This is a genomic window from Bacillus sp. MSP13 (genome assembly GCF_000815295.1).
In the GTDB taxonomy this organism is placed as follows: Bacteria; Bacillota; Bacilli; order Bacillales; family Bacillaceae; genus Bacillus; species Bacillus vallismortis.
Genome location: NZ_JXAQ01000010.1, coordinates 254,731 through 279,456, shown reverse-complemented (window position 1 = coordinate 279,456; position 24,726 = coordinate 254,731). Strand labels below are relative to the sequence as shown.

Genomic DNA, 24,726 nt, shown 5'->3' with positions numbered 1-24,726 from the left:
AAAACGATGACATATTTATTTAAACTGCCCATATCCCTATTGTCTAATAAAACGCCCGACTGTCAGACAAATCCCAATATTTCGAGTGGAATTCTTATTTAATGCATTTTCTTGCGTCTGTCTCCGCTGTCAAAAATCCCACAAAACTTCGAATCGCAGAAGGTTCTTCCTTAATCTGTCGCGTGTAGGAGTCTTTCCGCTCTTCTAAAATGATGTCGCTCTTTTTAATCCTGTTCATGTTCATCATATAGATGTGAACCGGTTTTTGGATTTGTTTATGCTGACAGCCTGCTTTTTTGAAAAATGCAGCCCAAGCGCCGCCAAAAGGGCGAATATGCCCGCGCTGATCAGGGACTCCCTGTCAGCTGAAGCGCGAAATAGAAAAGCTGCTAAATTAAAGAGAGAAAATGCACAAGCGGAATCGCAAGAAAACGGTAAATGACGTTTTTTCATGAAAGGCTGTACAACCTTTTGAATTGTTTGCATTTCTGTTTTAATGGACACGGAATTGAAAAGCAGCAGCTAGAAGATTTACAAAACAAGCAATTTCAGTTTAACAACCGGGCGACCTTTGATAACAAAGATTTAATTTATATGATGATCATGAATAACCATGCGGTGTTTACAGAGAATAATTCGGTTGACGTCATTACAGATGGTCGGGATACGTTTTCAGCGGTTGCTGTATGACATTGAAATGGCTAAGGATCATATCCACTTACAATATTATATTTATAGAGGATGATCCGGTGTTTGAATAAAGGTGTGGGGGGTCGACCTCAAAAAAACAGACTTGAGTAGTAGAGAGGCGTGGTTTCGGTATTGAACCGGACTCATGCCTTTTTCATGTTCTCCTCAAATTCTCTGCGTTATTGTCATTCATCCAGGCACGCTCTTCAGTGTGACATACTTTGTATAGTATCCCTCGACCTTAGATGTTGGAAACGATTCCAGACAGACTGTTATACGTTTTCTATGATGACAAAGCATTTGTTTCTATTTTGTATACGTTTAGACCACTCAACAGCTGTTCCTCCTCCCCACGCTATCCTGTTACAATATTGCCCTTCATTTCTACTTTTTTATGGCTTTTAAAATAATAGTTGAATCCGCTTAGGCGAGAGTAAACACAGCGTCTTGTTATAAGCATATACTTCAATATCTGACATTTTTCCATCCATTTAAGAAAAAGGAAGTGAATATACTTGTGTTTTTCAAAGACAAAAAGATACTCATAATTGGCGGAACAGGTACCATCGGAAAAAGCCTGCTAAAACAAATTCTTAAGGACCAGCCAAAGGTTGTGCGAATCTTCAGCAGGGATGAATATAAACAATTTATGCTAGAAAACGAAATCGGGCCAAGAAAGGATATTAGATTTTTAATAGGAGATGTGCGAGATTATGACCGGGTCTTACATGCAATGGACGGCATTGACTACGTCTTCCATACTGCTGCCATGAAGCATGTTCCCGCTTGTGAATACAATCCCTATGAAGCGGTCCTGACAAATATTATAGGAACCAATCATGTCATCAAAGCAGCCGTTGCCCAAAACGTGAAAAAAGTCGTTTTTACAAGTTCCGATAAAGCAATCTCACCAACGAATGCATATGGCGCAACAAAACTCACAGCTGAAAGATTAATTTCCGCTGCACAATACAGCAAGGGAAGAGCCGAGACGGTTTTTTCTTGTGTTCGATTTGGAAATGTCATGGGTTCAAGGGGTTCCGTAGTTCCCTTGTTTACAGAACAAATCTTAAAGCAAAAAAAAGTGACTGTGACGGATTTAAACATGAACCGCTTTATGATGACATTGGATCAGGCGACGTCATTATTAATTAGTGCGCTTAAAGAATCTCAAGGCGGAGAAATTTTCATATTAAAAATGCCGGTGATCTCACTGCGTGACTTAGTGTCAGTCGTTGTTGAAGAAACATGCAAAAATCACAATCTGAATGTTGATGAAATTGAAATACAAGAGATCGGGCTGCGCCCCGGAGAAAAAATGTATGAAGAACTGATGACGCATGATGAATCGACTATGGCTTTTGAGCTGCCTGAAATGTTTGTGATTCCTTCAGCATTCGGGAAAAAAAATCATTATACTCAAGCAAAAAAAGCAACTGAAGGAACTTATAGTTCAAATGATCAGGAGCAAATGTCAAAAGGAGAAGTCCTGACATTATTAAAATCGCAAAACCTCATTTAATCTGGAAAGGAAGATGGTCATGAATATTCTCGTTACCGGAGGAGCAGGTTTTATTGGCAGATGGGTTGTGAAAAAATTATTAGAAGACGGTCATCAAGTATGGGTGCTGGATGATTTGTCGAACGGGCGTTTAGAAAATATTGAAGAGCTGAAGAACGCTCCGGGATTTATCGAGTTTATTAATGGAGATATAAAGAATCTAAAAACACTAGAAGATCTTTTCTTGAACCAATTTGATATTTGCTATCATTTGGGTGCAAGCATAAACGTACAAGACAGCATCGACGATCCGAAAACCACATTTGAAAATGACACAATCGGTACTTTTAACATTTTAGAATTATGTAAAAAGCATAATGTAAAAGTTGTTTTTATGAGTACCTGTATGGTGTATGACCGAGCTGCATTTGCTGAAGGCATTAAAGAAACAGACCCTATTAAACCCGCTTCTCCTTATGCAGGTGCAAAAATCGCCGCTGAAAACATGGTGCTCTCCTATTATCATGCGTATGGTCTTCCAGCAGTGGTGATACGTCCGTTTAACACGTATGGGCCTTTCCAGAAAACAGGTGGCGAAGGCGGAGTCGTCGCGATTTTTATAAAAAATAAATTGGACGGGAAAAAGCTGCATATATATGGGGATGGCACTCAAACACGAGATCTTTTATATGTTGAGGATTGTGCTCATTTCGTCGTGCAGGCCGGTTATTCCCAAAAAGCAAACGGTGAAATTATAAACGCAGGCCTTGGAAGAGATATCTCTATTAATGATTTAGCAGCATTAATTACAGGCGATAGACAAAACATTCACCATGTAGAGCATATCCATCCTCAAAGTGAAATTCCAACATTGTTATGCAACTACGAAAAAGCAAAGAAAATCCTTAATTGGAGCCCTCAGGTCAGTTTGGAGGAAGGAATAAGAAAAACAGAAGAATGGATTAAAGGCACGAATCTTATTTAATAGGAGAATGGAATATGAAAAGTGAAAATAAATTGGCGATTGCAGGCGGTAAGCCCGTCAGAGATTCCTACCTTCCATACGGCAGACAATGCCTGGATGAGGAAGATATCCAATCAGTAGTTGATGTTTTACGTGGAGACTATTTGACGACGGGCCCAACCATTGACTTATTCGAACAGAAAGTCGCTGAATATGCTGGCAGCAGCTATGCTGTTGCATTTTCCAGCGGCACAGCTGCTTTGCATGCAGCGTGCTTTGCTGCGGGAATTTCACAGGGAGATGAAGTGATTACTACACCCATCACCTTTGCGGCAAGCGCCAATTGTATTTTGTACATGGGCGCCAAACCGGTTTTTGCAGATATTGACCCGCTCACATACAATATTGACCCTGATTCTATTGAAAAACTGATTACCCCAAAAACAAAGGCTATTATACCCGTAGACTTCACGGGACAGCCGGTGAACCACGACAAGATTCAAAAAATCGCAAAAGCCAATAACGTAATCGTCATTGAAGATGCTGCACATGCATTAGGCGCTTCATATAAAGGGGAAAAAATCGGTTCTATTAGTGATATGACGATGTTTAGCTTCCACCCCGTCAAACATATCACAACCGGCGAAGGCGGAATGATCACGACTAATAATAGAACATATTATGAAAAGCTGCTCCAATTTCGCAGTCACGGTATAACCCGTGATCCGAAAAAATTAACCCAAGACCATGGATCGTGGTACTATGAAATGCACTTCCTTGGTTTCAATTATCGGATGACAGATATCCAAGCTTCATTAGGGATCAGCCAACTGAAAAAAATAGATGATTTTATTAACACACGAAACCATCTTGCCAGAATCTATAACGAAAAATTAAAAACCATCTCCCACATTCATCTCCCAAGCCAAGATGCAGCCTCAACTTCAAGCTGGCACCTTTATATTATCAACTTACATCTCGATCAGCTAAAGGGAACTCGCGATGACATTTTTAACGCTATGCAAAAAGAAAATATCGGAGTTAACGTTCACTATATACCTGTGTATCTACACCCTTACTATCAACGTTTAGGTTATCAAGCCGGCCTATGTCCACATGCTGAGGCCCTTTATAAAGGAATCATTACCTTGCCTCTGTTTCAATCAATGAACGAAAAAGATGCAGATGACGTGATCAAAGCATTAAAAAAAGTAGTGGATTTTTATTCATAGAAGGTGATGAGTTGACAGTAACGGCTATTATCCAAGCACGGATGGGGTCCAGCAGATTTCCAGGCAAAGTATTGAAAAAAGTCCTGAATAAACCTCTGCTGGAATATCAAATTGAAAGAATAAAGAGGTCGGCCCTTATTGATGAGATTGTGATCGCCACAACGACAAATGCTATAGATAAACCAATTGTTGAGTTAAGTAAGAGGTTATCTCTTGCTTATTATTGCGGGTCGGAAAACGATGTCCTATCTAGGTATTACGAAGCTGCAAAAATGAGCAAAGCGGAAACGATCGTCCGCTTAACCTCTGACTGCCCTATTATTGATCATCGTGTCATTGACAAAGTCATTACGTATTATCTAGATGCAAACGGTCACTATGATTATGTGTCTAACACGTTAAATAGAACGTACCCCCGCGGAATGGATATAGAAGTTTTTTCAGCTTCGTCGTTAGAAAAAGCTCATGCCGAGTCCAGTCTTGAATATGAACGAGAGCACGTAACACCCTTTATTTTCATGAATCCCGCCCGCTTCAAATTGGCTAATATCACCAATGCCGAAAATCAAAAACAGCATAGATGGACTGTGGACACACCTGAGGACTTTTTATTAATCCAAAAGATCATTGAAAATCTGTATCCAACTAAACCTGACTTTAGCTTAGAGGATACATTAGCATTATTGAACACGTTTCCGGAGTGGTCTTTACTCAACGCCCGAATAGAACAAAAAGAAATCTTCAATGAAAACAATGACAAAGATAAGTGATGATGGGGTGCTGTTATGAATATTCTTTTCAGAGCAGATGCTTCAATTGAAATAGGCACAGGCCATGTCATGAGGTGCCTCACGCTTGCTCATGCTTTGCGTAAAAAGGGAGCTCATATTATATTTGTTTGCCGAGACTTACAGGGACATCTAGCTGATGTGATTCGCGAGCAGCAGTTTGATCTCATTTTGCTACCAGAACCTAAAAAGAATGTTTTCATTCCTAAAGCAACTCCCCATTCTGATTGGCTCGGTGTCCCTTGGCATGTTGACTCAGACGAAACCATTCATGCGATGAAAAACCTGAACAAGGAAATCTCTCTCCTTATCGTTGATCACTACTCAATTGATATCAATTGGGAGAAGAAAGTGAAAAAACATGTCAAAAAAATGATGGTGATTGATGATCTGGCTGACCGTTTACATGATTGTGATATGTTATTAGACCAGAATCTTTATCCTCATTATAAAGACCGTTATGTCCATTTGGTCCCCAAAAGCTGCAAACAATTTTTAGGGCCAGAGTATGTCTTATTGCGAGACGAATTTTATTCATTTTGTCCCAGTCACAAAAACTGCGATGGAAGCATAAGAAAGATTCTTGTCTTTTTTGGAGGCACTGATCCCTCTAATGAAACGAAAAAGGCCATGAAAGCCTTTCAGCAGCTTCCCTCCCATGATATTGAGCTGGACATCGTGATTGGAAGCACCAATGTTCATAAGAATGAAATTGAATCCATTTGTAATAAACATGTTTTTTTCAACTTTCACTGCCAAGTCAATCATATTGCAGAATTAATGTACAATGCCGACCTTGCGATAGGTGCGGGCGGAACTGCTGCATGGGAGCGCTGCTTTCTCGGCCTTCCAGCCATCGTGATTACAGTCGCTGAAAATCAAGAACTGATCGCTCAAACACTCGATCAAATAGGGGCTATTCATTATCTGGGGCCTAAAGAATCAGTCAAAGAATCACATATCGTCTCCGCCCTTCACGACATGATCAATAACCCCTTGTCATTCATACAAATGTCCAAAAAAGCCCGCATGCTGCTAGAAGGAAATATTGATAGTCGCCAAAATCTATTATTGGAAATTTTAAAGTAAGGAAGGGATAAATCTGTGTTCACATACTCCCTTAGGACATTAAAAGAAAAAGACTTAGACACAGTTCTCCGTTGGCGGAACGATGAAAGAATCAGGAAATCGATGTATAACGACCAAATCATAACTGAAAAACAGCATCATCAATGGTTCAAGAATGTGAATTCCTCAAAAACAGAACATGATTTTATCTTTACCATTGATCATACAGACACCGGCTTTGTCAGTTTTAAAGATATTGATCATCATAATCACCACTGCTACTGGGGTTTTTATATCGGAGAGGCCCAGAGTCCAAAAGGCTCCGGTTCTGTCATGGGGTTTTTAGCATTAGAATGGGCGTTTCAACAGTTAGAGGTTGAGAAAGTGTACGGAGAAGTCTTGTCGAATAACGAAAAAAGCTTGTCATACCACCAATCACTCGGTTTTCGCAAAGAAGGCCATTTCCGAAACCACATCGTAAGGAAGAACAAATATCTTGATGTCATCAGATACGGTCTTTTAAAGGAAGAATGGATAGCGGAAAAACCGCAAGTGCTGAAGAAATTAGCTGAAAGAGGAATAGATCACAAAGACCTTGATACAAATTTTAATGAACTGAAGAGCTGAGCCCATCTTTTAAGGAGGTTTGACTATAAATAAAAGGAGGTGCAAAAATGAACGAAATCACGTTGGAAGGAAGAAAAATCGGGCCGAATCATCCCCCGTTTATTATTGCTGAAATGTCCGGGAACCATAATCAATCCTTAGAACGTGCCTTTCACATTATAGAGGAAGCTTCTAAAGCAGGTGCACACGCACTGAAAATACAAACATATACCGCTGACACGATGACATTAAATATGAATACGAAAGATTTTAAAATCGAGGATGAAAATAGCCTCTGGTCCGGCAGAACGCTCTATACATTATATGAGCAAGCGTACACCCCCTGGGAATGGCATAAACCAATCTTCGATAAATGCCGGGAACTTGGAATGATCCCTTTGAGTACGCCATTCGATGAATCGTCTGTCGACTTCCTGGAGGACTTGGGGGTTCCTATTTATAAAATAGCTTCATTTGAAAATACCGATATCCCTCTTATCAAAAAGGTCGCTGCTACTGGTAAACCTATGATCATTTCTACCGGAATGGCTACAGTAGCAGAAATTGATGAATCAATGAGGGCCGCCAAAGAAGCCGGCTGTAAAGAACTCATACTGCTGAAATGCACGAGCACCTACCCGGCATCGCCGGAAAATACCAATATCTCCACGATTCCTCATATGAAACAATTATTCAACTGCCAAGTTGGCTTATCAGATCACACAATGGGAACAGGAGTTGCTGTGGCTAGTGTCGCCTTGGGCGCAACTGTGATTGAGAAACATTTTACTTTATCAAGAGCCGATGGCGGCGTAGATTCTGCCTTTTCGCTGGAACCCCTCGAATTGGAGGAGCTTGTTGTTGAAACGAAAAGAGCGTGGCAAGCATTAGGACGGATCACGTACGGACCCACTTCCGAGGAAAAAGCTTCGCTTACATTCCGCCGTTCTATTTATGTAAAAAAAGATATAAAAGCCGGAGACATGTTCACCAAAGACAATATTCAAGTTGTGCGACCCGGTTATGGCTTGGAGCCAAAATACTATGAGGTCGTGATTGGCAGAACAGCCAAGAAACATATTGCAGCAGGGACACCGCTGAAATGGGATTCTCTATAGTCTAAATACCGCCTCTTAGTAAACCATGCTCCACCGCTCCGCTTTACAGAACTAGAGAATATATCGCCATTAAAAAACTGCACCCTGATGTCCGGCAAATCGGGGTGCAGTTCTGGTTTACAGCTTTTAATTTAATACATTTTTTTACGTCTGTCTTCTTCTGTCAGAAATTCCACAAAACTGCGCATCGCAAACGGTTCTTCCTTAATCTGTCGGGTATAGGAGTTTTTTCGCTCTTCTGAAAGGATGTCGCTCTTTTTGATCCTGTTCAGCATATAGATGTGTACCGTTTTTTGGACTTGTTTGCGCTGGTAGCCTGCTTCTTTGAAAAATGCCAATCCAAGCGCCGCCAGAAGGGCGAATATTCCTATGCTGATCAGGGACTCCCTGTCTGCTGCAGCGTGAAATAGATAAGCGGTCAATTGAAAGAGAGAGAATGCAGCAAGCGGAATCGCAAGAAAACGGTAAATGACGGTTTTCTTCATAAAAGGCTGTACGGCCTTTTGAATTTTTTGCATTTCTGTTTTAATGAACCCCGGCATTTGTTCGACTCTGTAAAAGTTCATGTAATCCTCCCCCTTTATTTGATGTTGCAAGGCTTTACGAACGTTATCATATGTGCTTATTTTAACGCAGGTGCAAACTGGTTTTAAAGAAATCTGCCCGGTTTTTTCACGAAGAATCTGGCGCCGCTCTTTATTCTTTTAAAATGTGAGTGTTATAATTTGTAATGGGAATCAGATCGCTGTTAATCATGGAATACTAATGGCAATCTTCTTGATAAATATGAATGAGCGGGGTTACAAAGTGAGTATTTCTTCCATCCTTTTATCACTTTTTTTCATTTTGAATATTCTTTTGGCCATCATTGTCATTTTCAAAGAACGGCGCGATGCCAGCGCATCTTGGGCATGGCTGCTTGTTCTTTTCTTTATTCCCGTTTTAGGCTTTATTTTATACTTATTATTCGGCCATAACCTCAGACGCAAACAATTGTTTCAATGGGAGGACCGGAAAAAGATCGGAATCGAAAAACTGCTGAAGCATCAGCTAGAAGATTTAGAAACCAGGCAATTTCAGTTCAACAACCGGGCAACCTTTGATAACAAAGATTTAATTTATATGCTTATTATGAATAATCACGCTGTGTTCACCGAGGATAATTCAGTTGACGTGATCACAGACGGACGGGATAAGTTTCAGCGGCTGCTGCATGACATTTCAAAGGCTAAGGATCACATCCACTTACAATATTATATTTATAAAGGTGATGAATTAGGCAAAAAATTACGGGATGCTCTTATCCAAAAAGCGAAAGAAGGCGTTCAAGTCCGGGTGCTTTATGATGAGCTCGGATCCAGAACACTGAGAAAAAAGTTTTTTAAAGAGCTCCGTGAGGCCGGCGGGCATGTGGAGGTTTTTTTCCCTTCAAAGCTCAGGCCGATTAACTTGCGGCTGAATTACCGGAATCACCGAAAGCTTGTCATCATAGACGGGATGACCGGTTATGTCGGAGGATTTAATGTCGGAGATGAGTACCTTGGTCTTAATCCGAAATTCGGTTATTGGCGGGATACGCATATCCGGCTGCAGGGAACGGCCGTACACGCCATCCAGACACGTTTCATCCTTGACTGGAACCAAGCTTCCCACCGCCATACCCTGACATATATTCCGAATCACTTTCCTGATTACGGCCCAAAAGGCAATGTCGGGATGCAGATTGTCACGAGCGGTCCGGATTCCGAATGGGAACAAATTAAAAATGGCTACATTAAAATGATTTCGAATGCCAAGCGTTCCATTTTGATTCAGACGCCTTATTTCATTCCTGACGCAAGCCTGCTGGATGCTTTAAGGATCGCATGCCTGTCGGGTGTTGACGTCAATATTATGATCCCGAACAAACCTGATCATGCCTTTGTATACTGGGCGACACTTTCGAACATCGGCGATCTGCTGAAAGCCGGAGCCGCTGTCTATATTTACGATAATGGCTTTATTCACGCGAAAACCATCGTGGTGGATGACGAAATCGCATCAGTCGGCACAGCGAACATCGATGTCCGAAGCTTCAGGCTGAATTTTGAAGTGAATGCATTTATTTACGATATCACCATTGCGAAAAAACTGGTTTCTACATTTAAAGAGGATTTGCTCGTATCCAGAAAATATACCTATGAGGAATACCTGCAGCGCCCCTTATGGATTCGAATAAAGGAGTCCATCTCGCGGCTGTTGTCACCGATTTTATAAGATGCGCCCCCCCCCCCGGCTTTTATGGCCGGGGGTTTTCCTGATGGTCACAGTAGATCATCATCGCTTCCCGCAAAAAAGCGGCAAGGCCATCTCCATATTGATTGATTGAATCGGTAAATCGTTCGTCAGTGATATACAGGTCCCCAAGCCCTCTGAAAATGTCGAGTGTGCAGTCGTAATGATAGTGACAAATATGGTCGCGAAACGCCCCCACAGCAACCTGAACCTCTGCATCACCGGGGCCGTGCTCCATTCGCGCCGCGATTCGTCTGTAAATTGAATCAAATTCTGCCATGATCATCCGCCAATCGTCCGCCGAATATGCAGATGTCCTTTTCTCTGTTTCTTCTGCCATTTCCCTTCCATACAGCTTTCTGACTTCACCGGCATATGTCTGCTGGTGCTCTTCAATGTCTTTCATGCTTAATCCGGCGAATAAATCCCGCTTACTCATTTGTTCTCCCCCCTTCATGGACTGAAGCGTTCTGTCAATCGTTTGAATCATCTCTTCCATTCTTTGTTTTTTCTTTATTAAGATATCCTTTTGCGACTGAAGCGCCTCTTTCCGGTCAAAATTCGGATGAGCCAGCAGCTCTTTAATATCATCCAAACGAAACCCAATTTCCTTGAAAAATAAAATCTGCTGCAGTCTTTCCAAATCTGCATCACTGTACAAACGATACCCCGCGTCAGTAATCGCTGAAGGATTCAAAAGCTGAATATCGTCATAGTGATGAAGGGTCCGAATGCTGACGCCCGCTATGTCCGCCACTTGTTTGACTTGGTATTTCATAAATGCCGCCTCCTCTTTTTCATCGTAAACAATCACGCAACGTCAGGGTCAACCCCAAAAATGTTATTTTCGATATATAAAACTTCTCACAAATAGTGTATAAATGAAAAGTGAGTATTTTTTTGTAAAGGGGGAGCCAGTGTATATGAATCCTGAAACAATGAACAAAACCCTCGTCAGCATTTCAAAATGGGGGAAAGCAACAGGCATCTTATTTATTATTATGGGCGCTCTTACCGCGCTTTCAGGCGCGTTTTTCTTTCTAATTGGGGCTGTACCGGGCGTCTTGCAAATCATCGCCGGAATCTTTTTGATGCGATCAGCGAAAGAAGCAGGCCAAATGGCTGAGCACAACAGCGAACAGTCTGAAGACTTCATGCTGGAGAATTACGCGAAGTTTGTGAAGATGCAAGGGATTTATTTAATCGTGAGCATTGCTGTATCGGTTCTTGCGATTATCGCCTTTTTCATCTTTTTAATGCTAGGAATTGCTGACGGCATTTTCAGCGATTATGATACGTACAACACTTATTAATGAGAAAAACCCGGAGGAAGCCCCGGGTTTCAGATTGTTGACAAAATCCTAAAACGATTTATCGTTTTAGGATTTTGTCTCTTTTCAGCCTGCTGGAAAACCCTTAAAGTATAAGCATCAAAGCATACTTTTACAGGATGTGATGAGGGCGCCATTTAGGCAGGACGCCTGAGCGATTAACCGCCGTTCCTGTCATAAAACATGGGTTTGCCGTCACGTTGGAATCGAAGGAAGCTCCGGCTGTTTTATTATTCCGCTTCGCTTACCACTGTGAAGCGCTCATTTTTGTGTGCAGGTTGTTCAAGCTCATCCAATACGGCAATGGCGTAATCTGCATAGCTGATATAGCTGTCGCCTTTTTCGTTTACGATGACATTGTCTTTTCCTTTTTGGTAAGAACCCGTCCGTTTTCCTGTTGGATCAAAAAATGCCGCTGGACTGAGGAACGTCCAGGAAATGGAGTCCGTCTGCTGCAAATCTTTCAGGTTCTCCCCTTGATTTGATGCAGTCGGCACATATTCTTTCGGGAATTCCGCTGTATCCATTAAACGGGTTGTTTTGGCTTCATCAACAAACAGGCTTCCTGCTCCGCCGACGACAAGCAATCTTGTGTCTTTCGCATCTTTTAAGATGCTGATGAGCGCTCTGCCTGCCTCCACATGAAGATGCTCCTCACCAGGCGCTGCTCCAAAAGCGTTGACGACCGCATCGAAAGGCTTGATATCTTCTGCAGTCAGTTCAAACACATCTTTCTCTAAAATCGCTATGCCCTGTTCCTGCACTTTTGAAGCGTTTCGGACGATGGCAGTCACTTCATGGCCTCTTGTTTTCGCTTCTTTCAAAATCTCGTTCCCTGCTTTTCCGCTTGCACCGATAATTCCAATTTTCATGTTTCATGTCCTCCTTATTGTAACAATTTTAGTTACATGTTAGTGGTGAGAAGTCATCCCTTTTGATTAAAAGAGATGATTCATAACGTCTTTTAATGACTTGCTTGCCAGTTCATTTTCCATCGCTTTTTGCACACTTTCAAATGTTTCATCCAGTGCGTTCTGAATTTTTCTCCCTACCGGACAGTTCGGATTCGGGTTTTCATGAACCGCAAAGAGTTCATCTTGCTTTTGGACAGCTCGATATACGTCTAAAAGAGAAATATCAGCCGGATCTTTTTTGAGGCTTGCACCCGGAACCCCGGCGCGGGATGTGAGAATATCCGCTTTTTTCAGCATGCTGATCATTCTTCGCACGACAACCGGATTGGTGTTGACGCTGCCAGCGATGGTTTCTGAAGACTCTTTTTCATCCATCGAAATGAGGGATAAAATATGAATGGCAACAGCAAGACGGCTGTTAATCATGTTTTTCACCACCGTTGTAACTATAATAGTTACACTTAATTCGTTTGTCAACATTTAATATACACTACCGAGGGATTCTTGTGCACCGTTTTGAGTCAATAGAACGGCCGGATTCACTCCGGCCGCGTCTTGTCAGAATAAGAAATATCGTTGTCCGAGCGGAACATAATCGACAGGCTGGCAAGACAATTCCTTTCCGTCCGCGAAGACCTGATAGGTTTTTGGGTCAACTTCGATCTTCGGCAAAGCTGAGTTCAATTTCATATCCAGCTTGCTGAGCTTTCTGATATGTTTGACTGGTGAAATTCTTTTTTCCAGCCCTAAGCTTTCCGCCACACCCCGCTCAATGCTTGCCTGAGACATAAATGTAATTGAGGTTGAGCGATTGGCTTTTCCGTACGATGCATACATTTGGCGCATAAATACCGGTTCAGGTGTCGGAATGGACGCGTTCGGATCTCCCATTTGCGCGCGGGCAATCATGCCGCCCTTTAAGACCAGTTCCGGTTTTACAGCGAAGAATACCGGGTCCCACAGAACCAGATCTGCGAGCTTCCCTTTTTCCACCGAGCCGACTTCATGGCTGAGGCCATGCGTAATCGCCGGATTAATTGTGTATTTGGCAATATAGCGTTTTGCCCGCACATTGTCATTTCCGTTTTCACCGGCAAGAGCGCCGCGCTGCTTCTTCATTTTGTCGGCTACTTGCCACGTTCGGATGATCACTTCACCGACCCGTCCCATCGCTTGGGAATCCGATGATGTCATGCTGATCGCGCCGATATCATGGAGAATGTCCTCTGCCGCAATGGTCGCAGCCCTGATTCTGGAATGGCTGAACGCCACATCTTCAGGCACTTTCGCATCTAAATGGTGGCAGACCATCATCATATCAAGATGCTCATCCATCGTATTAACGGTGTAAGGAATGGTTGGCGTTGTGGATGATGGCAGAATGTTTGCGTAAGAGGCGAGCTTCATTATATCCGGGGCGTGGCCGCCGCCTGCTCCTTCAATGTGATAAGTATGAATGACCCGGTCCCCGATCGCATCGAGCGTGTTTTCCAAGAATCCCGCTTCATTAATTGTATCGGTATGGATGGCGACTTGAATATCAGCCTCATCCACGACTTCCATACACGTTTTGATAGCCCTTGGCGTCGTGCCCCAGTCCTCGTGAAGCTTAAGGCCTATGGCGCCTGCTTCCACCTGTTCGATCAGCGGCGCTTTATCGGACGCATTCCCTTTTCCTAAGAAGCCGACATTGATTGGAAACTCCTCGGCTGCTTCCAGCATTCTTGCCATATACCACGCGCCGGATGTGCATGTTGTCGCTTTGCTTCCTGTAGCGGGTCCTGTTCCGCCTCCCAAAAGGGTTGTCACACCTGAAGAAAGCGCAACTTCCATCTGCTGAGGGCATATAAAATGAATGTGCGTGTCCACACCTCCGGCTGTTAAGATTTTGCCTTCACCTGAAATCACCTCTGTACCCGCGCCGATGACCATACGCGGATCGACTCCGTCCATGATATCAGGGTTTCCGCTTTTTCCGACGCCGACAATCCGTCCATCCTTCACACCGACATCCGCTTTAACAATGCCTGTGTAATCCAAGAGCACGACATTGGTGATGACCAAATCCAAAGCGCCGTCTTTCCCTGTGATCCTGCCGTTTTGGCCCATGCCGTCGCGGATCGTTTTTCCGCCGCCAAAGATCATTTCTTCGCCGTATACTGTAAAATCCTTTTCGACTTCGATCCATAAATCCGTATCGCCCAATCTGATTTTATCGCCCGTTGTCGGACCAAACAGCTCCGCATATTGCTCCCGTGACATTTTCATCGGATAACACCCTCCATCCAGCCGGCTTGATGTAAGTTGGCTGCCGTTTTTTCTTTGCCGCGTTCATCAATAAGCGTGTCGGCCATTCCGTTCAGGCCTCTGATTGTCTTTCGTCCTCCGATTTCCACAAGCGTGACCGTTTTCCTCTCGCCCGGCTCAAAACGGACCGACGTGCCTGATGGAACGTCCAGGCGCATGCCGATTGCCTGCTCGCGGTCAAATGTTAATGCCCCATTGGCTTCCGCAAAATGAAAATGCGAGCCGACTTGAATGGAGCGTGATCCGGTGTTTTTTACCGCTATCTCCCGTGTCTGGCGGCCTTCATTAATCGTAATCGTTCCCTCAGCAATTTGGAATGCTCCCGGCTTCATGACTTCACCTCCGCAGAAATGGGCTGATGTACCGTAACAAGCTTCACTCCATCCGGAAATGTGGCCTCCACCTGAATGCTGTCGAGCATCTCAGGCACACCCTCCATCACCTCTTTTTCCGTTAACACATGACGTCCGGCTTCCATTAGCTCCGCTACTCCCTTTCCGTCACGCGCGCCTTCCATGATAAAGCAGGTGATATAAGCGGCAGCCTCAGGGTAGTTCAGCAGAACGCCCCGCGCTTTTCGCTGTTTCGCTAATTCTCCCGCTGCAAAAATGAGCAATTTTTCTTGTTCAACCGGTGTCAGTTTCATCTGTAGTCCCCCTTCTTTTATCTTATTAAGCAGATATGATTACTGCGAATTTACGGAACATGCAGGCGGGACATCACCTCCCTTTCTTCAGCGTGATGTTCATACAGTAAGATGCCTTTCAAAGCGGCGTGTCGTTTCTTCATCGGCCTTTCCATGGTCGACAACCATTCCCCTGTCGATCACATAAAGATAGTCAGCACATGTGAACGCGTTTTCCAAACTGTGCTCGACTAACATAACGGAAATGTCATTTTTTCTGGAAATTTCTATGACAACTTGTCTGATTAGTTCGACAATTGAAGGTTGAATACCTTCCATTGGTTCATCAAGTAAAATAATTTTTGGATTTCCCATCAGCGCTCTGGCAATTGCAAGCTGCTGCTGCTGCCCTCCGCTTAAATCGCCGCCTTTGCGGTCAAGCATTTCCTTTAAAACAGGAAACCACTGAAAAATCTCTTCCTTTACCTGCCCCGTCCGCTTCTTCTTCGGAAGCGGCTCCTCCCCGAGCAGCAGGTTTTCACGAACGGTTAAGGAGGCAAAGATATCTCTTCCCTGCGGAACGTACGCAATCCCCATTCTTGCCCGTTTTTCCGCCTTTTCGTTTTGAATAAACGTTTGTTTAAAACAAATATCCCCCTGTTTAGCCGGAAGCAGGCCTATGATTGTTTTCAGCAAAGTGGATTTGCCGACTCCGTTTCGGCCTAACACAGCGACAATCTGCCCTGGGTGAATCTTCATGCTGAGGCTGCGCAATACCATCGATTGATCGTAACCGGAAGTTACATCGCTGATGGTCATCATGACACACCGCTCCTTCCTAGATACACCGCTGCCACCTCTTCATTGCTTGTGATCTCATCCATCGACCCTTCACAAAGCACTTTTCCTTCATGCATGACCGTGACTTTTCTGGAAAATGAACGCACAAAATCCATATCGTGCTCAACAATCAGTACAGAGCACGTTTTCGCGATTTCTTCAAGCAGGGCTCCGGTTTTTTCCCGCTCCTTTCCCGTCATGCCCGCTATCGGTTCATCCAGCAGCAAAAGCTTTGGCTCCATAGCGAGCTGCATGCCGATCTCCAGCCATTGCTTCTGTCCGTGTGACAGGCTGCAAGCTGGCAGATTCCGTTTGTCATCTAACCCAATCAGCCGCAGGATGCCTATGATCCTGTCACTTTGCTGTTTCGTCATACGCGCTGTCAGCAATGAAAGGATCGTCTTTTTCTGTTTCATAGCAAGCTCGAGATTTTCAAACACAGTCAGCTGCGTAAAGACACTCGGAGCCTGAAACTTTCTGGCGACACCCAGTTTCGCGATCTGATATTCCCGAGCCTTTGTCAATTCATTCGTATGAAACAGAACCTCGCCTGAATGCGGCTTTGTTTTTCCGCAAATGATGTCAAGCAATGTTGTTTTTCCGGCACCGTTCGGCCCAATCAAAAAATGGATATCACGTTCCTGCACGCTGATATCAGCGCCCCGCAACGCCCAAAATCCGTCAAACTCAACCTTCACGTCATGGCAGGTAAGTATCGGTTTCATAAGCAGCAGCCGCTCCTTTCTTTTTCGGGGAGAAAAGCTGGGTTTGAAGCTTCTCGCATAGCCCGACAATCCCTTTTGGCATATAGAGCACGACGATGATAAACAAAGCGCCGAGAAAGCACAGCCAAATGTCAGGGTAATATTCGCTTAAATAGCTTTTCATGCCGTTCGTTAACAGCGCGCCAAGCATCGCCCCGAAAATGGAGTGCCTGCCGCCGATCGCAACCCACAGCACCATCTCAACCGAAGGAATGATGCCCATCATTTCCGGCGAGATCATCCCGTCCTGAAGCACAAACAGCATTCCGGAAACCCCCGCCATCGCAGCGGATACACAGTAGATAAACACTTTAAAAACGGTGGAATGATACCCAAAAAACCGGACTCTGTTTTCTCCATCGCGCACCGCCTGCAATAGCCGCCCAAAACGGCTTCTCGTCAGAAACAAAGCGAACACCACAGAAACACCGAGGAAAAAGATTGTTGTGAAGTACAGAATGTGCTTTATTGCAGGATCGGCCAGAGCATATTGAAAAATGGTATAAAAATTTGTGAGACCATTCGTGCCGCCTGTAATGTCCTGGCTGCCGATGAACAATGTGACAACAACCACCACAACAGCCTGAGAGATCAACGAAAAATAAACGCCCTTTATGTTGTTGCGAAAGGTAAAGTAACCGATTAAAAAAGCCAAAAAGACAGGCACAATGACAGCCGCCGCAATCGCGCGAAAAGGATTACTGAATATGGCCCAAATCCACGGCAGTTCACTGACGCCGGTCCACTCCATAAAGTCAGGAATGCCTGTCGACGAGGCTTCTATCTTTAAGTACATGGCCATGCAGTAAGCGCCCAATCCGAAAAAGACGCCATGCCCCAAACTCAAAATGCCTGTATATCCCCAAATCAAGCAAATGCCGACCGCTACAATCGCGAAGCATAAAAACTTCGCCAACAGCCCCAATCGAAACTCCTGCAGAAAGAACGGGGCGGCAATAAAAAGGGCAAACATCACCAAATACGGACTAAATTGTGAAAACCGCTTCATCCGGTTCCCTCCTAATCAAGTAATCTCGTTCTGACGCTTGCAAGACCTGAAGGCCGCCATTGCAGAAACAGAATAATCAATGCAAACACGACAATCTTGGCGATCGTAGCGCTTGTCGAGTACTCAACGAATGTACTAAGCAAACCGACCGTCACAGCGCCGATAATCGTTCCCTTTAATTTTCCGATTCCCCCTAAAATGACAATCATGAAGGCATCAACAAGGTATGACGAACCGAGAGTAGGCCCGATCGAACCAAGCAATGTGAGTGAGCTCCCCGCAATACCGGCCAGTCCGCTTCCGAGCGCGAAAGCCAATGTATCGGTTTTTCTCACAGATACGCCGAGACACGAGGCCATGCTCCGGTTCAGCGTAACAGCCTGTATCCGCCGCCCTGCAGAGGTCTTAAACAAATAAAATCCGAGCAGCACCAGCGTAAATAGGACAAGCGCCAAAATAAACAGCCGTTTATACGGAAAGGTAACGGAAAACAGCGTTACCCCTCCCGTCAGCCACTCAGGTGACTTGACGGCCACATTCGGCGCGCCAAAAATCGATCTGGCCGCCTGCTGCAGAATTAAACTCACCCCCCACGTCGCCAACAGGCTGTCGAGTGGGCGGTCATACAACCGCCTGACAATCACTTTTTCAATGACAATCCCAATAAGCGCCGCGACCGCAAACGCCATGATAATCGAGATGAAAAAATAATAAGAAAACAGAGAAGCAGGCAAATAGCTTAAAAACAGCTGCTGAACAACATATGTCGTATAGGCTCCCGCCATAATCAACTCACCGTGCGCCATATTAATCATGTTCATCAAACCGAATGTAACGGCCAATCCAATCGCAATGAGAATCAAAATAGAACCGAGACTGATCCCGTTAAATAATTGAGTCATGATAATAGACACGCTCCGCCTCCTCCCCCGCAACGCCTTTAATTTATTTAGTTAACCCCTTTGCCCAATCGTACGATGTTAAATACGGATCAGGTTTTACCAGGTCACCTGAGTTCCATACTTCTTTAAACTGTCCATCCCCCATGATTTCCCCGATTCTGACCGTTTTGTAAAGATGCTGTGTATCTCCGTCGATTTTCACTGGGCCGCCCGGGGCATTAAATGTAATCCCGTCAGCCGCTTTCTTCACCTTATCGACATCAAAGGACTTGGCTTTTTCAACAGCCGCCGCCCAGAGATATACCGCATTATAACCCGCTTCAATCGGGTCGCTCGTCACCCTTTTACCGCCGTTCATCTTTTTATAGTTCTTCACGAACGTTTGATTTTCGCTCGTATTGGTTGTCTGGAAGTAATTCCATACCGCATAATGTCCTTTTAGCACATCAGGGCCGATCCCCCGAATTTCTTCCTCAGCGATACTTGCCGACATCACAGGCATATCGCCAGCCGAGATTCCCGCATCTTTCAGCTGTTTGAAAAACGCCACGTTGCTGTCGCCGTTTAAGGTGTTAAAAATGACATCAGGCTGCTTTTCTTTGATTTTGCTGACGAGCGTACTGTAATTCGTGTGGCCGAGCGGCGTATACTCTTCACCGGCAATTTCCCCTCCGGCCGCTTTCACCTGCGCTTTCATGATTTTATTGGCTGTTCTCGGAAACACATAATCCGATCCGATCAAGAAGAACGTCTTACCTTTATTCTTCAGCAGCCAATCAACAGCCGGCACAATTTGCTGATTCGTCGTTGCTCCGGTATAAAAAACATTAGGCGATGACTCCATCCCTTCGTACTGCACCGGATAGAATAACAGCCCGTTGTTTTGCTCCACAACCGGAAGCATGGCTTTGCGGCTTGCTGACGTCCATCCGCCGAAAACAGCAGCTGCTTTATCCTGCTGAAGCAGTTTTCTCATTTTTTCCGCATATACAGGCCAGTCTGAAGCGCCGTCTTCCACGATGGGTTGAAGCTTTTTGCCGAGAACGCCGCCTTTTTGGTTGATTTCTTGAATCGCCAGTAATTCTGCATCATGGACGGACACTTCGCTGATCGCCATTGTCCCGCTTAATGAGTGAAGAATCCCAACCTTCACCGCATCCCCGCTTGTGTCGATATCAACCGTATTTTTCGCATCTCCACTGGCTTCCGACACTTTCTTCGGCGCAACGCATCCCGTTATCAGAATCATAAGCAGGAACAACAGAAAAACAGATTGTATGCCAACCCCTTTGTTTTTCATTCAGAACCTCCCTTTGTCTAAATTCCACCATTTGATGTAATAAAAGTTAACAACTCATGTCATTATTATATAGAAGAAGGGCATTATTTCAAAGAATATTTGAAAAATTTAGATACTTTAACCAAATCGATAGATTTTTTTGTTACATTTGGTTACATCAAAAAAGGCAAGAAACATATCGTTTCCTGCCTTTTCCGTATGATTAATCTTTATTTGAGAATCGATCCTTCGCTTCCCCGATATCCTTTTGAATCTCGCCTTTCGCCTTATCTTTTTTGCCTTCAGCCTGCATGTCCGCTTTATCCGTCATATCTCCGGCTTTATCCTTCACTTCTCCCTTGGCTTTATTGAAGCCGCCTTTCATTTTATCTTTTACACTATCGTTACCCATGTTGATTCTCTCCCTTCAAGATCTGTGTACTTGTTATCTTCCCGATCTGAGAGAAGGTAAACAATTGAAGGTTAATTATCGATTTCATAGCGCTCTCCGTAGCGAAGCACCTTGTAAATCGCCAGCCCGTCCGATAACTTTTTCTCAGTGTATTGAACCGGCAGCAAGGCGAAAAACACATAATACGTAGAAAAATAAACAAACTGATAGAAAAACACATTCGGCTTTAATACACTGTGTATAATCAGCAGGTTAACTGTGAAAATCGTTATCAGGTTAAACAGGCTGCCCCCGGCATATACAAGCGCATTTGAATAGCGATTGTCAATTTTCAGCTCATCGTACCTGCAAAAAGAATCGATGAAATAAATTGTTCTGATCCGTATCGGCCCGATCTTGAACAGAGGTTTGCCCATCCCAATATCCAACGATCCTTTTCCGCCAAAAATAAAAGCCATAAAGCTGTGCCCTGAAACATGTATGATCTGTACAAGCGGCAGAACAATGAGGAAAGACCATAGAAACTTTACCATATCATTGAAACCAAACATTCAATTCCCCCTCACGCTTGTCATTGACCTAAACACCGTATAATCCGGCCAATTGTTTAAAAGCATATGTAGCGATTTTTCCTGTTTTGTCCGGAAATAAACCTTCCAACGCTTCCCTTTTTTTGTATATAAAAAACCATCTGCCAGCAGATGGTTTCGTCTTACACTTGATATAAACAGTCATTCCTTTGGATCATGTCTCTTACGCCAACCGCTTTTTCATAAAAATACACCGCTTCTTTGTAATGTTCGCGATGACTGAAATAGGCGGCAGCGTCTAAGGCGAATTCTTCAATATATACGTACAGGGCTTTTTCTTCCATATAGTCAAATACTTCTTGAATCATATCAACATTGACAGATTCCACATATAAGGCCTGCAAAAACTTATATTTTGCCAGACTGAAGAAATCGTTGCGTTTTTGAGCGATGAAAACCCCTTTTTCATAGTATCGCATCGCTGCTTGGACATCTTCTTTTTTGAAAAGAACGCGAGTCAGGCTGAAGAGCGCTTTCGGGAGCTGTTCTAGCTGATGCTCCTCAAAGACAGGCAGCGCTTTTTCAAAGTAAGCCGCAGCTTGATCCAGCTCGCCTTTATCGTCATAGCAATTCCCTATATTGTAGAGGGCAGATCCAATCAAACGGGGCTGGCCTTCTAATAAAGCCAGGCGATACGCGTCATCCAAATGCTCAAGCGCTTTTTCATCATTTCTGTAGTCAATATAGTTGCCAGATATGACGAAATGGCATTGAATTCTTCTGACTCTGTAAAAATCATAAGCCTTATATGTCTCAAGCGCCTGTATGGCATGGTTCATAGAAAAGTGCGTCTGCTTCATGACATAATAAACTTCAGCCACTTTGAAGTGGTATTCCGCTCTTTCAATTTCATCTTCTACAAACGCAAGCATCTTTTCAGCTTTCCGATAAAAGGATATCGCCGAAATATAATTGTTCTGTTCAAATTCGTACATTCCTCTGAACAAGTGAAAATAATACTCAGATAATCCGGAGATGCTGTCCTTATTGCTTTCCAGCTTGTTGATCAATTCACGATATTGAAGCTGAGATTCCTCGTGCAGGTCGGGTTTTACATAATCCAGCATCATTTGGTGGCGGTAACTGATCAGCTGATAATACAGCAAAAGCAGCTGATCCTCTTCCATCTGTTCGATGTTCTGATCAATCTCTTCCTTCAGCTTAACGGCATCAGCCACTTGAAATGCTAAAATGCGTTTATACCACTTATTGATTTTCACTCCTACTTGAGATGACGGGATTTCGTACGCGGCCATGCCCCTCCAACCCTTTCTATTATTTAATTGGTTATATTTTATCATAATGTATGGCGCTGGAATTAAAAATTCTTACAATGATTCCTTCTTTATGCCTATCCTTATATACTACGGTGTTTGCAAATACTTTTTGCCCTTATAAAAAAAAAGCTTACCGGACAGTGCCGATAAGCTCTTTACATGAATTTAGCCGCCAATATAAGACATTTCCACTTTCTTTTTATCTGATGCTTTTGATAGCGTACGGTCGACCGAATATTGATCAATCCGATTTTTCCATACCGTGCCGATCATCTCTGCCAGTTCGTCATCGCTTAACTCCTGCCGCACCGGCGCTCTGAGGTCGAACCCGCTTGCAGCGAATAAGCAGGTAAACAGCTCCCCTCTCGCAGAAAGACGGGCCCTGTTGCACGAGCCGCAAAACGCGTCAGATACAGACGATATGACGCCGATTTCCCCTGATCCGTCCAAGTAGCGGAATCTGGAAGCCACTTCGCCTATATAATTAGGCGCTATCGGTTCTACCGGCATGTGTCCATTGATCAAATCAATGATTTCCGCCTTTGTCATAACGTCCTTCTTTTCCCATTGGTTGGTGTTGCCCACATCCATAAATTCGATGAACCTCAGGATGTGCCCTTTTTCCTTAAAATAATGGGCCATAGGCAGGATATCTTTTTCATTGACGCCCTTTTGGACGACCATGTTGATTTTCACACCGAGACCCGCTTCCTTCGCCGCTTCAATGCCTTCCAGCACCTTGCTGACAGAAACCCCGCGCCCGTTTATCTTTTTGAAGCGCTCGTCCTCTAAAGAATCAAGGCTGATTGTGACCCTTTTCAGCCCGGCTTCCTTGAGCCTCTCCGCATAAACAGGCAGCAAAGATCCGTTTGTCGTCATCGCAATATCACGGACACCCGGAATGCGGGCCAGTTTTCTAATTAATTCAGGCATATCCTTTCTCATGAGAGGCTCTCCGCCGGTTAGGCGGATTTTTTCAACGCCGAACCTTGTGACAAACAGCGCCGCAAGCCGTTCTAGTTCCTCAAATGAAAGCAGCTCCTCTTTCTTTAAAAAAGGATAATCCGGGCCGAATAATTCGGCGGGCATACAGTACGTGCATCGGAAGTTGCAGCGGTCTGTAACAGATATGCGAAGGTCTCTCAGCGGCCTGTTTCTTTTATCCAACATCTGGCGCGATTCTGTAATCATAGCTACAGCCCCTTCCTATCCCCCGATTCTCTCGGGGTGTGTATATACATTAAACGATCTGTTTCTGACAAAACCGATCGCTGTGATATTTAATTCTTCTGCCATTTGAATCGCAAGCTCCGTCGGTGCCGATTTGGAAATCACAATCGATACGCCGATTTTTGCCGCTTTTAACAGGACTTCTGATGAGATTCTGCCGCTGAACACAATCAGTTTGTCGCGGACAGATATCCCGTTCAGCAGGCAGTGTCCGTATAATTTATCAAGCGCGTTGTGCCGGCCGATATCCGTGCGCATCAACAGCAGTTTTTCTGTGTCGCAAAGCGCCGCATTGTGGACGCCTCCCGTATCCTGAAACGTTCCGCTCCCATTTTGCAAATCTTTCATCAGCGCCAGACATGCTTCAGGCGATATCTTCATTTGGCTGACAGCCGTTTTGGCGGTTTTGACATCTTGCTGAAAGTAAAAATGGCGGCCCTTTCCGCAGCATGAGCCGATCACCCGTTTTGTATAATCCTTTTGATCCAACGTCTCAGGATGAATGAGATCGACATAAACAAAACCGAGACTTTCATCTATTGTAAACCTTTTAATCTCTTTTTGAAATCGTATAACACCCTCTGATGCGAGAAATCCAATGACAAGCTCTTTCATATGCTCCGGCGTACAAACGAGTGTCACAAATTCATTCCCGTTTAGTATCACTGTCAATGGATGCTCCGTCACCATCCGATCTTCTATTTTACTGATTTCCCCTTGTTCATAGCGCCATACATCCCTGACCGCAGTTACTTTATCGTTCAATTTCTTTCCCCTCCGCAATGTTCCTGCCATTATATTTTTTCATACTCCCCGGAATTTGTCGAATTCTGAGACACAAAAAGAGCCCTCTGTTTAAAGGGCTTTCACAGGATGTAATGACGGCGGTGTTTAGGCAGGACGCCTAAGCATTTAGCCGCCGTTCGTTTCATAACACGTGAGCACCGAGGTGCATTGACAATAAATGCGGGATTTGCCGACACGCTGAGAGCCCTCTGTATAAAG

The 24,726-nt window shown here is 44.1% G+C and carries 26 protein-coding genes and 2 pseudogenes; 10 read left to right on the top strand and 18 right to left on the bottom strand.

Going from position 1 to position 24,726, the window contains the following annotated elements; all coding sequences use genetic code 11:
- Positions 1 to 94: 94 nt before the first annotated feature.
- Positions 95 to 453: pseudogene (locus tag SC79_RS20615) on the bottom strand (DUF5392 family protein).
- A 51-nt stretch (positions 454 to 504) separates the two neighbouring features.
- On the opposite strand from SC79_RS20615, the pseudogene SC79_RS12035 reads away from it, so the two are divergent.
- The 8 genes and pseudogenes from SC79_RS12035 to pseI all read left to right on the top strand — a co-directional run.
- A pseudogene (locus SC79_RS12035) lies at positions 505 to 742 on the top strand (cardiolipin synthase); the annotation flags it as partial.
- 465 nt (positions 743 to 1,207) lie between these two features.
- On the top strand, positions 1,208 to 2,212 hold the full coding sequence (locus tag SC79_RS12030; RefSeq protein ID WP_039075239.1) for an SDR family NAD(P)-dependent oxidoreductase: 1,005 nt from the start codon (positions 1,208 to 1,210) through the stop codon (positions 2,210 to 2,212).
- Between the two features lie 19 nt (positions 2,213 to 2,231).
- Positions 2,232 to 3,176 carry a dTDP-glucose 4,6-dehydratase gene (locus tag SC79_RS12025; RefSeq protein WP_039075238.1) on the top strand — a complete coding sequence of 315 codons (945 nt, stop codon included), beginning with the start codon at positions 2,232 to 2,234 and terminating at the stop codon, positions 3,174 to 3,176.
- Positions 3,177 to 3,190: 14 nt separating this feature from the next.
- On the top strand, positions 3,191 to 4,387 hold the full coding sequence (pseC, locus tag SC79_RS12020) for a UDP-4-amino-4,6-dideoxy-N-acetyl-beta-L-altrosamine transaminase (protein ID WP_039075237.1): 1,197 nt from the start codon (positions 3,191 to 3,193) through the stop codon (positions 4,385 to 4,387).
- A gap of 11 nt (positions 4,388 to 4,398) precedes the next feature.
- Positions 4,399 to 5,157: a cytidylyltransferase domain-containing protein gene (locus tag SC79_RS12015; RefSeq protein WP_039075236.1), complete on the top strand. Its 759-nt coding sequence runs from the start codon at positions 4,399 to 4,401 to the stop codon at positions 5,155 to 5,157.
- 15 nt (positions 5,158 to 5,172) lie between these two features.
- Positions 5,173 to 6,264 (top strand): UDP-2,4-diacetamido-2,4,6-trideoxy-beta-L-altropyranose hydrolase, encoded by a 1,092-nt coding sequence (gene pseG / locus SC79_RS12010; RefSeq protein ID WP_039075235.1) that lies wholly within the window; start codon positions 5,173 to 5,175, stop codon positions 6,262 to 6,264.
- A gap of 15 nt (positions 6,265 to 6,279) precedes the next feature.
- Positions 6,280 to 6,870 carry a UDP-4-amino-4,6-dideoxy-N-acetyl-beta-L-altrosamine N-acetyltransferase gene (gene pseH, locus SC79_RS12005; protein WP_039075234.1) on the top strand — a complete coding sequence of 197 codons (591 nt, stop codon included), beginning with the start codon at positions 6,280 to 6,282 and terminating at the stop codon, positions 6,868 to 6,870.
- 47 nt (positions 6,871 to 6,917) lie between these two features.
- Positions 6,918 to 7,967: a pseudaminic acid synthase gene (gene pseI / locus SC79_RS12000; protein ID WP_039075233.1), complete on the top strand. Its 1,050-nt coding sequence runs from the start codon at positions 6,918 to 6,920 to the stop codon at positions 7,965 to 7,967.
- A gap of 131 nt (positions 7,968 to 8,098) precedes the next feature.
- Here pseI and SC79_RS11995 read toward each other — a convergent pair whose 3' ends face one another.
- On the bottom strand, positions 8,099 to 8,533 hold the full coding sequence (locus tag SC79_RS11995; RefSeq protein WP_039075232.1) for a DUF5392 family protein: 435 nt from the start codon (positions 8,531 to 8,533) through the stop codon (positions 8,099 to 8,101).
- Positions 8,534 to 8,774: 241 nt separating this feature from the next.
- On the opposite strand from SC79_RS11995, the gene cls reads away from it, so the two are divergent.
- Positions 8,775 to 10,223 (top strand): cardiolipin synthase, encoded by a 1,449-nt coding sequence (cls, locus tag SC79_RS11990; RefSeq protein WP_039075231.1) that lies wholly within the window; start codon positions 8,775 to 8,777, stop codon positions 10,221 to 10,223.
- 22 nt (positions 10,224 to 10,245) lie between these two features.
- Here cls and SC79_RS11985 read toward each other — a convergent pair whose 3' ends face one another.
- Complete coding sequence (locus SC79_RS11985) at positions 10,246 to 11,019, bottom strand: MerR family transcriptional regulator (protein WP_039075230.1); 774 nt, start codon at positions 11,017 to 11,019, stop codon at positions 10,246 to 10,248.
- Between the two features lie 145 nt (positions 11,020 to 11,164).
- Between SC79_RS11985 and SC79_RS11980 the strand changes: the two genes are divergently transcribed.
- On the top strand, positions 11,165 to 11,554 hold the full coding sequence (locus SC79_RS11980; RefSeq protein ID WP_039075229.1) for a DUF5362 family protein: 390 nt from the start codon (positions 11,165 to 11,167) through the stop codon (positions 11,552 to 11,554).
- A gap of 248 nt (positions 11,555 to 11,802) precedes the next feature.
- Here SC79_RS11980 and SC79_RS11975 read toward each other — a convergent pair whose 3' ends face one another.
- The 15 genes from SC79_RS11975 to fdhD form a co-directional block, all read right to left on the bottom strand.
- On the bottom strand, positions 11,803 to 12,444 hold the full coding sequence (locus SC79_RS11975; protein ID WP_039075228.1) for an NAD(P)-dependent oxidoreductase: 642 nt from the start codon (positions 12,442 to 12,444) through the stop codon (positions 11,803 to 11,805).
- 66 nt (positions 12,445 to 12,510) lie between these two features.
- Positions 12,511 to 12,912, bottom strand: a complete 402-nt coding sequence (locus SC79_RS11970) for an Rrf2 family transcriptional regulator (RefSeq protein ID WP_039075227.1) — start codon at positions 12,910 to 12,912, stop codon at positions 12,511 to 12,513.
- 132 nt (positions 12,913 to 13,044) lie between these two features.
- On the bottom strand, positions 13,045 to 14,754 hold the full coding sequence (gene ureC / locus SC79_RS11965) for an urease subunit alpha (protein WP_039075226.1): 1,710 nt from the start codon (positions 14,752 to 14,754) through the stop codon (positions 13,045 to 13,047).
- Complete coding sequence (ureB, locus tag SC79_RS11960; RefSeq protein WP_039075225.1) at positions 14,751 to 15,125, bottom strand: urease subunit beta; 375 nt, start codon at positions 15,123 to 15,125, stop codon at positions 14,751 to 14,753. The genes ureC and ureB overlap by 4 nt, the downstream gene beginning before the upstream one ends.
- Complete coding sequence (gene ureA, locus SC79_RS11955) at positions 15,122 to 15,439, bottom strand: urease subunit gamma (protein ID WP_010328899.1); 318 nt, start codon at positions 15,437 to 15,439, stop codon at positions 15,122 to 15,124. The genes ureB and ureA overlap by 4 nt, the downstream gene beginning before the upstream one ends.
- 99 nt (positions 15,440 to 15,538) lie before the next feature.
- Positions 15,539 to 16,240, bottom strand: coding sequence for an urea ABC transporter ATP-binding subunit UrtE (gene urtE, locus SC79_RS11950; protein WP_039075224.1), 702 nt, complete (start codon positions 16,238 to 16,240; stop codon positions 15,539 to 15,541).
- Positions 16,237 to 16,983, bottom strand: coding sequence for an urea ABC transporter ATP-binding protein UrtD (urtD, locus tag SC79_RS11945; protein WP_039075223.1), 747 nt, complete (start codon positions 16,981 to 16,983; stop codon positions 16,237 to 16,239). Before urtD ends, urtE begins: the two co-directional genes overlap by 4 nt.
- Positions 16,958 to 18,031, bottom strand: a complete 1,074-nt coding sequence (gene urtC / locus SC79_RS11940; RefSeq protein ID WP_039075222.1) for an urea ABC transporter permease subunit UrtC — start codon at positions 18,029 to 18,031, stop codon at positions 16,958 to 16,960. Before urtC ends, urtD begins: the two co-directional genes overlap by 26 nt.
- A gap of 11 nt (positions 18,032 to 18,042) precedes the next feature.
- Positions 18,043 to 18,945, bottom strand: a complete 903-nt coding sequence (gene urtB, locus SC79_RS11935) for an urea ABC transporter permease subunit UrtB (RefSeq protein ID WP_039075221.1) — start codon at positions 18,943 to 18,945, stop codon at positions 18,043 to 18,045.
- Positions 18,946 to 18,976: 31 nt separating this feature from the next.
- Complete coding sequence (gene urtA, locus SC79_RS11930; RefSeq protein ID WP_039075220.1) at positions 18,977 to 20,233, bottom strand: urea ABC transporter substrate-binding protein; 1,257 nt, start codon at positions 20,231 to 20,233, stop codon at positions 18,977 to 18,979.
- A gap of 202 nt (positions 20,234 to 20,435) precedes the next feature.
- Positions 20,436 to 20,624 (bottom strand): CsbD family protein, encoded by a 189-nt coding sequence (locus SC79_RS11925; RefSeq protein WP_039075219.1) that lies wholly within the window; start codon positions 20,622 to 20,624, stop codon positions 20,436 to 20,438.
- A 71-nt stretch (positions 20,625 to 20,695) separates the two neighbouring features.
- Complete coding sequence (locus SC79_RS11920; protein ID WP_039075218.1) at positions 20,696 to 21,175, bottom strand: membrane protein; 480 nt, start codon at positions 21,173 to 21,175, stop codon at positions 20,696 to 20,698.
- Between the two features lie 161 nt (positions 21,176 to 21,336).
- On the bottom strand, positions 21,337 to 22,470 hold the full coding sequence (locus SC79_RS11915; protein WP_039075217.1) for a response regulator aspartate phosphatase: 1,134 nt from the start codon (positions 22,468 to 22,470) through the stop codon (positions 21,337 to 21,339).
- A 186-nt stretch (positions 22,471 to 22,656) separates the two neighbouring features.
- Positions 22,657 to 23,682, bottom strand: a complete 1,026-nt coding sequence (gene moaA, locus SC79_RS11910) for a GTP 3',8-cyclase MoaA (protein ID WP_039075216.1) — start codon at positions 23,680 to 23,682, stop codon at positions 22,657 to 22,659.
- 15 nt (positions 23,683 to 23,697) lie between these two features.
- On the bottom strand, positions 23,698 to 24,486 hold the full coding sequence (gene fdhD, locus SC79_RS11905) for a formate dehydrogenase accessory sulfurtransferase FdhD (RefSeq protein WP_039075215.1): 789 nt from the start codon (positions 24,484 to 24,486) through the stop codon (positions 23,698 to 23,700).
- Positions 24,487 to 24,726: the final 240 nt, after the last annotated feature.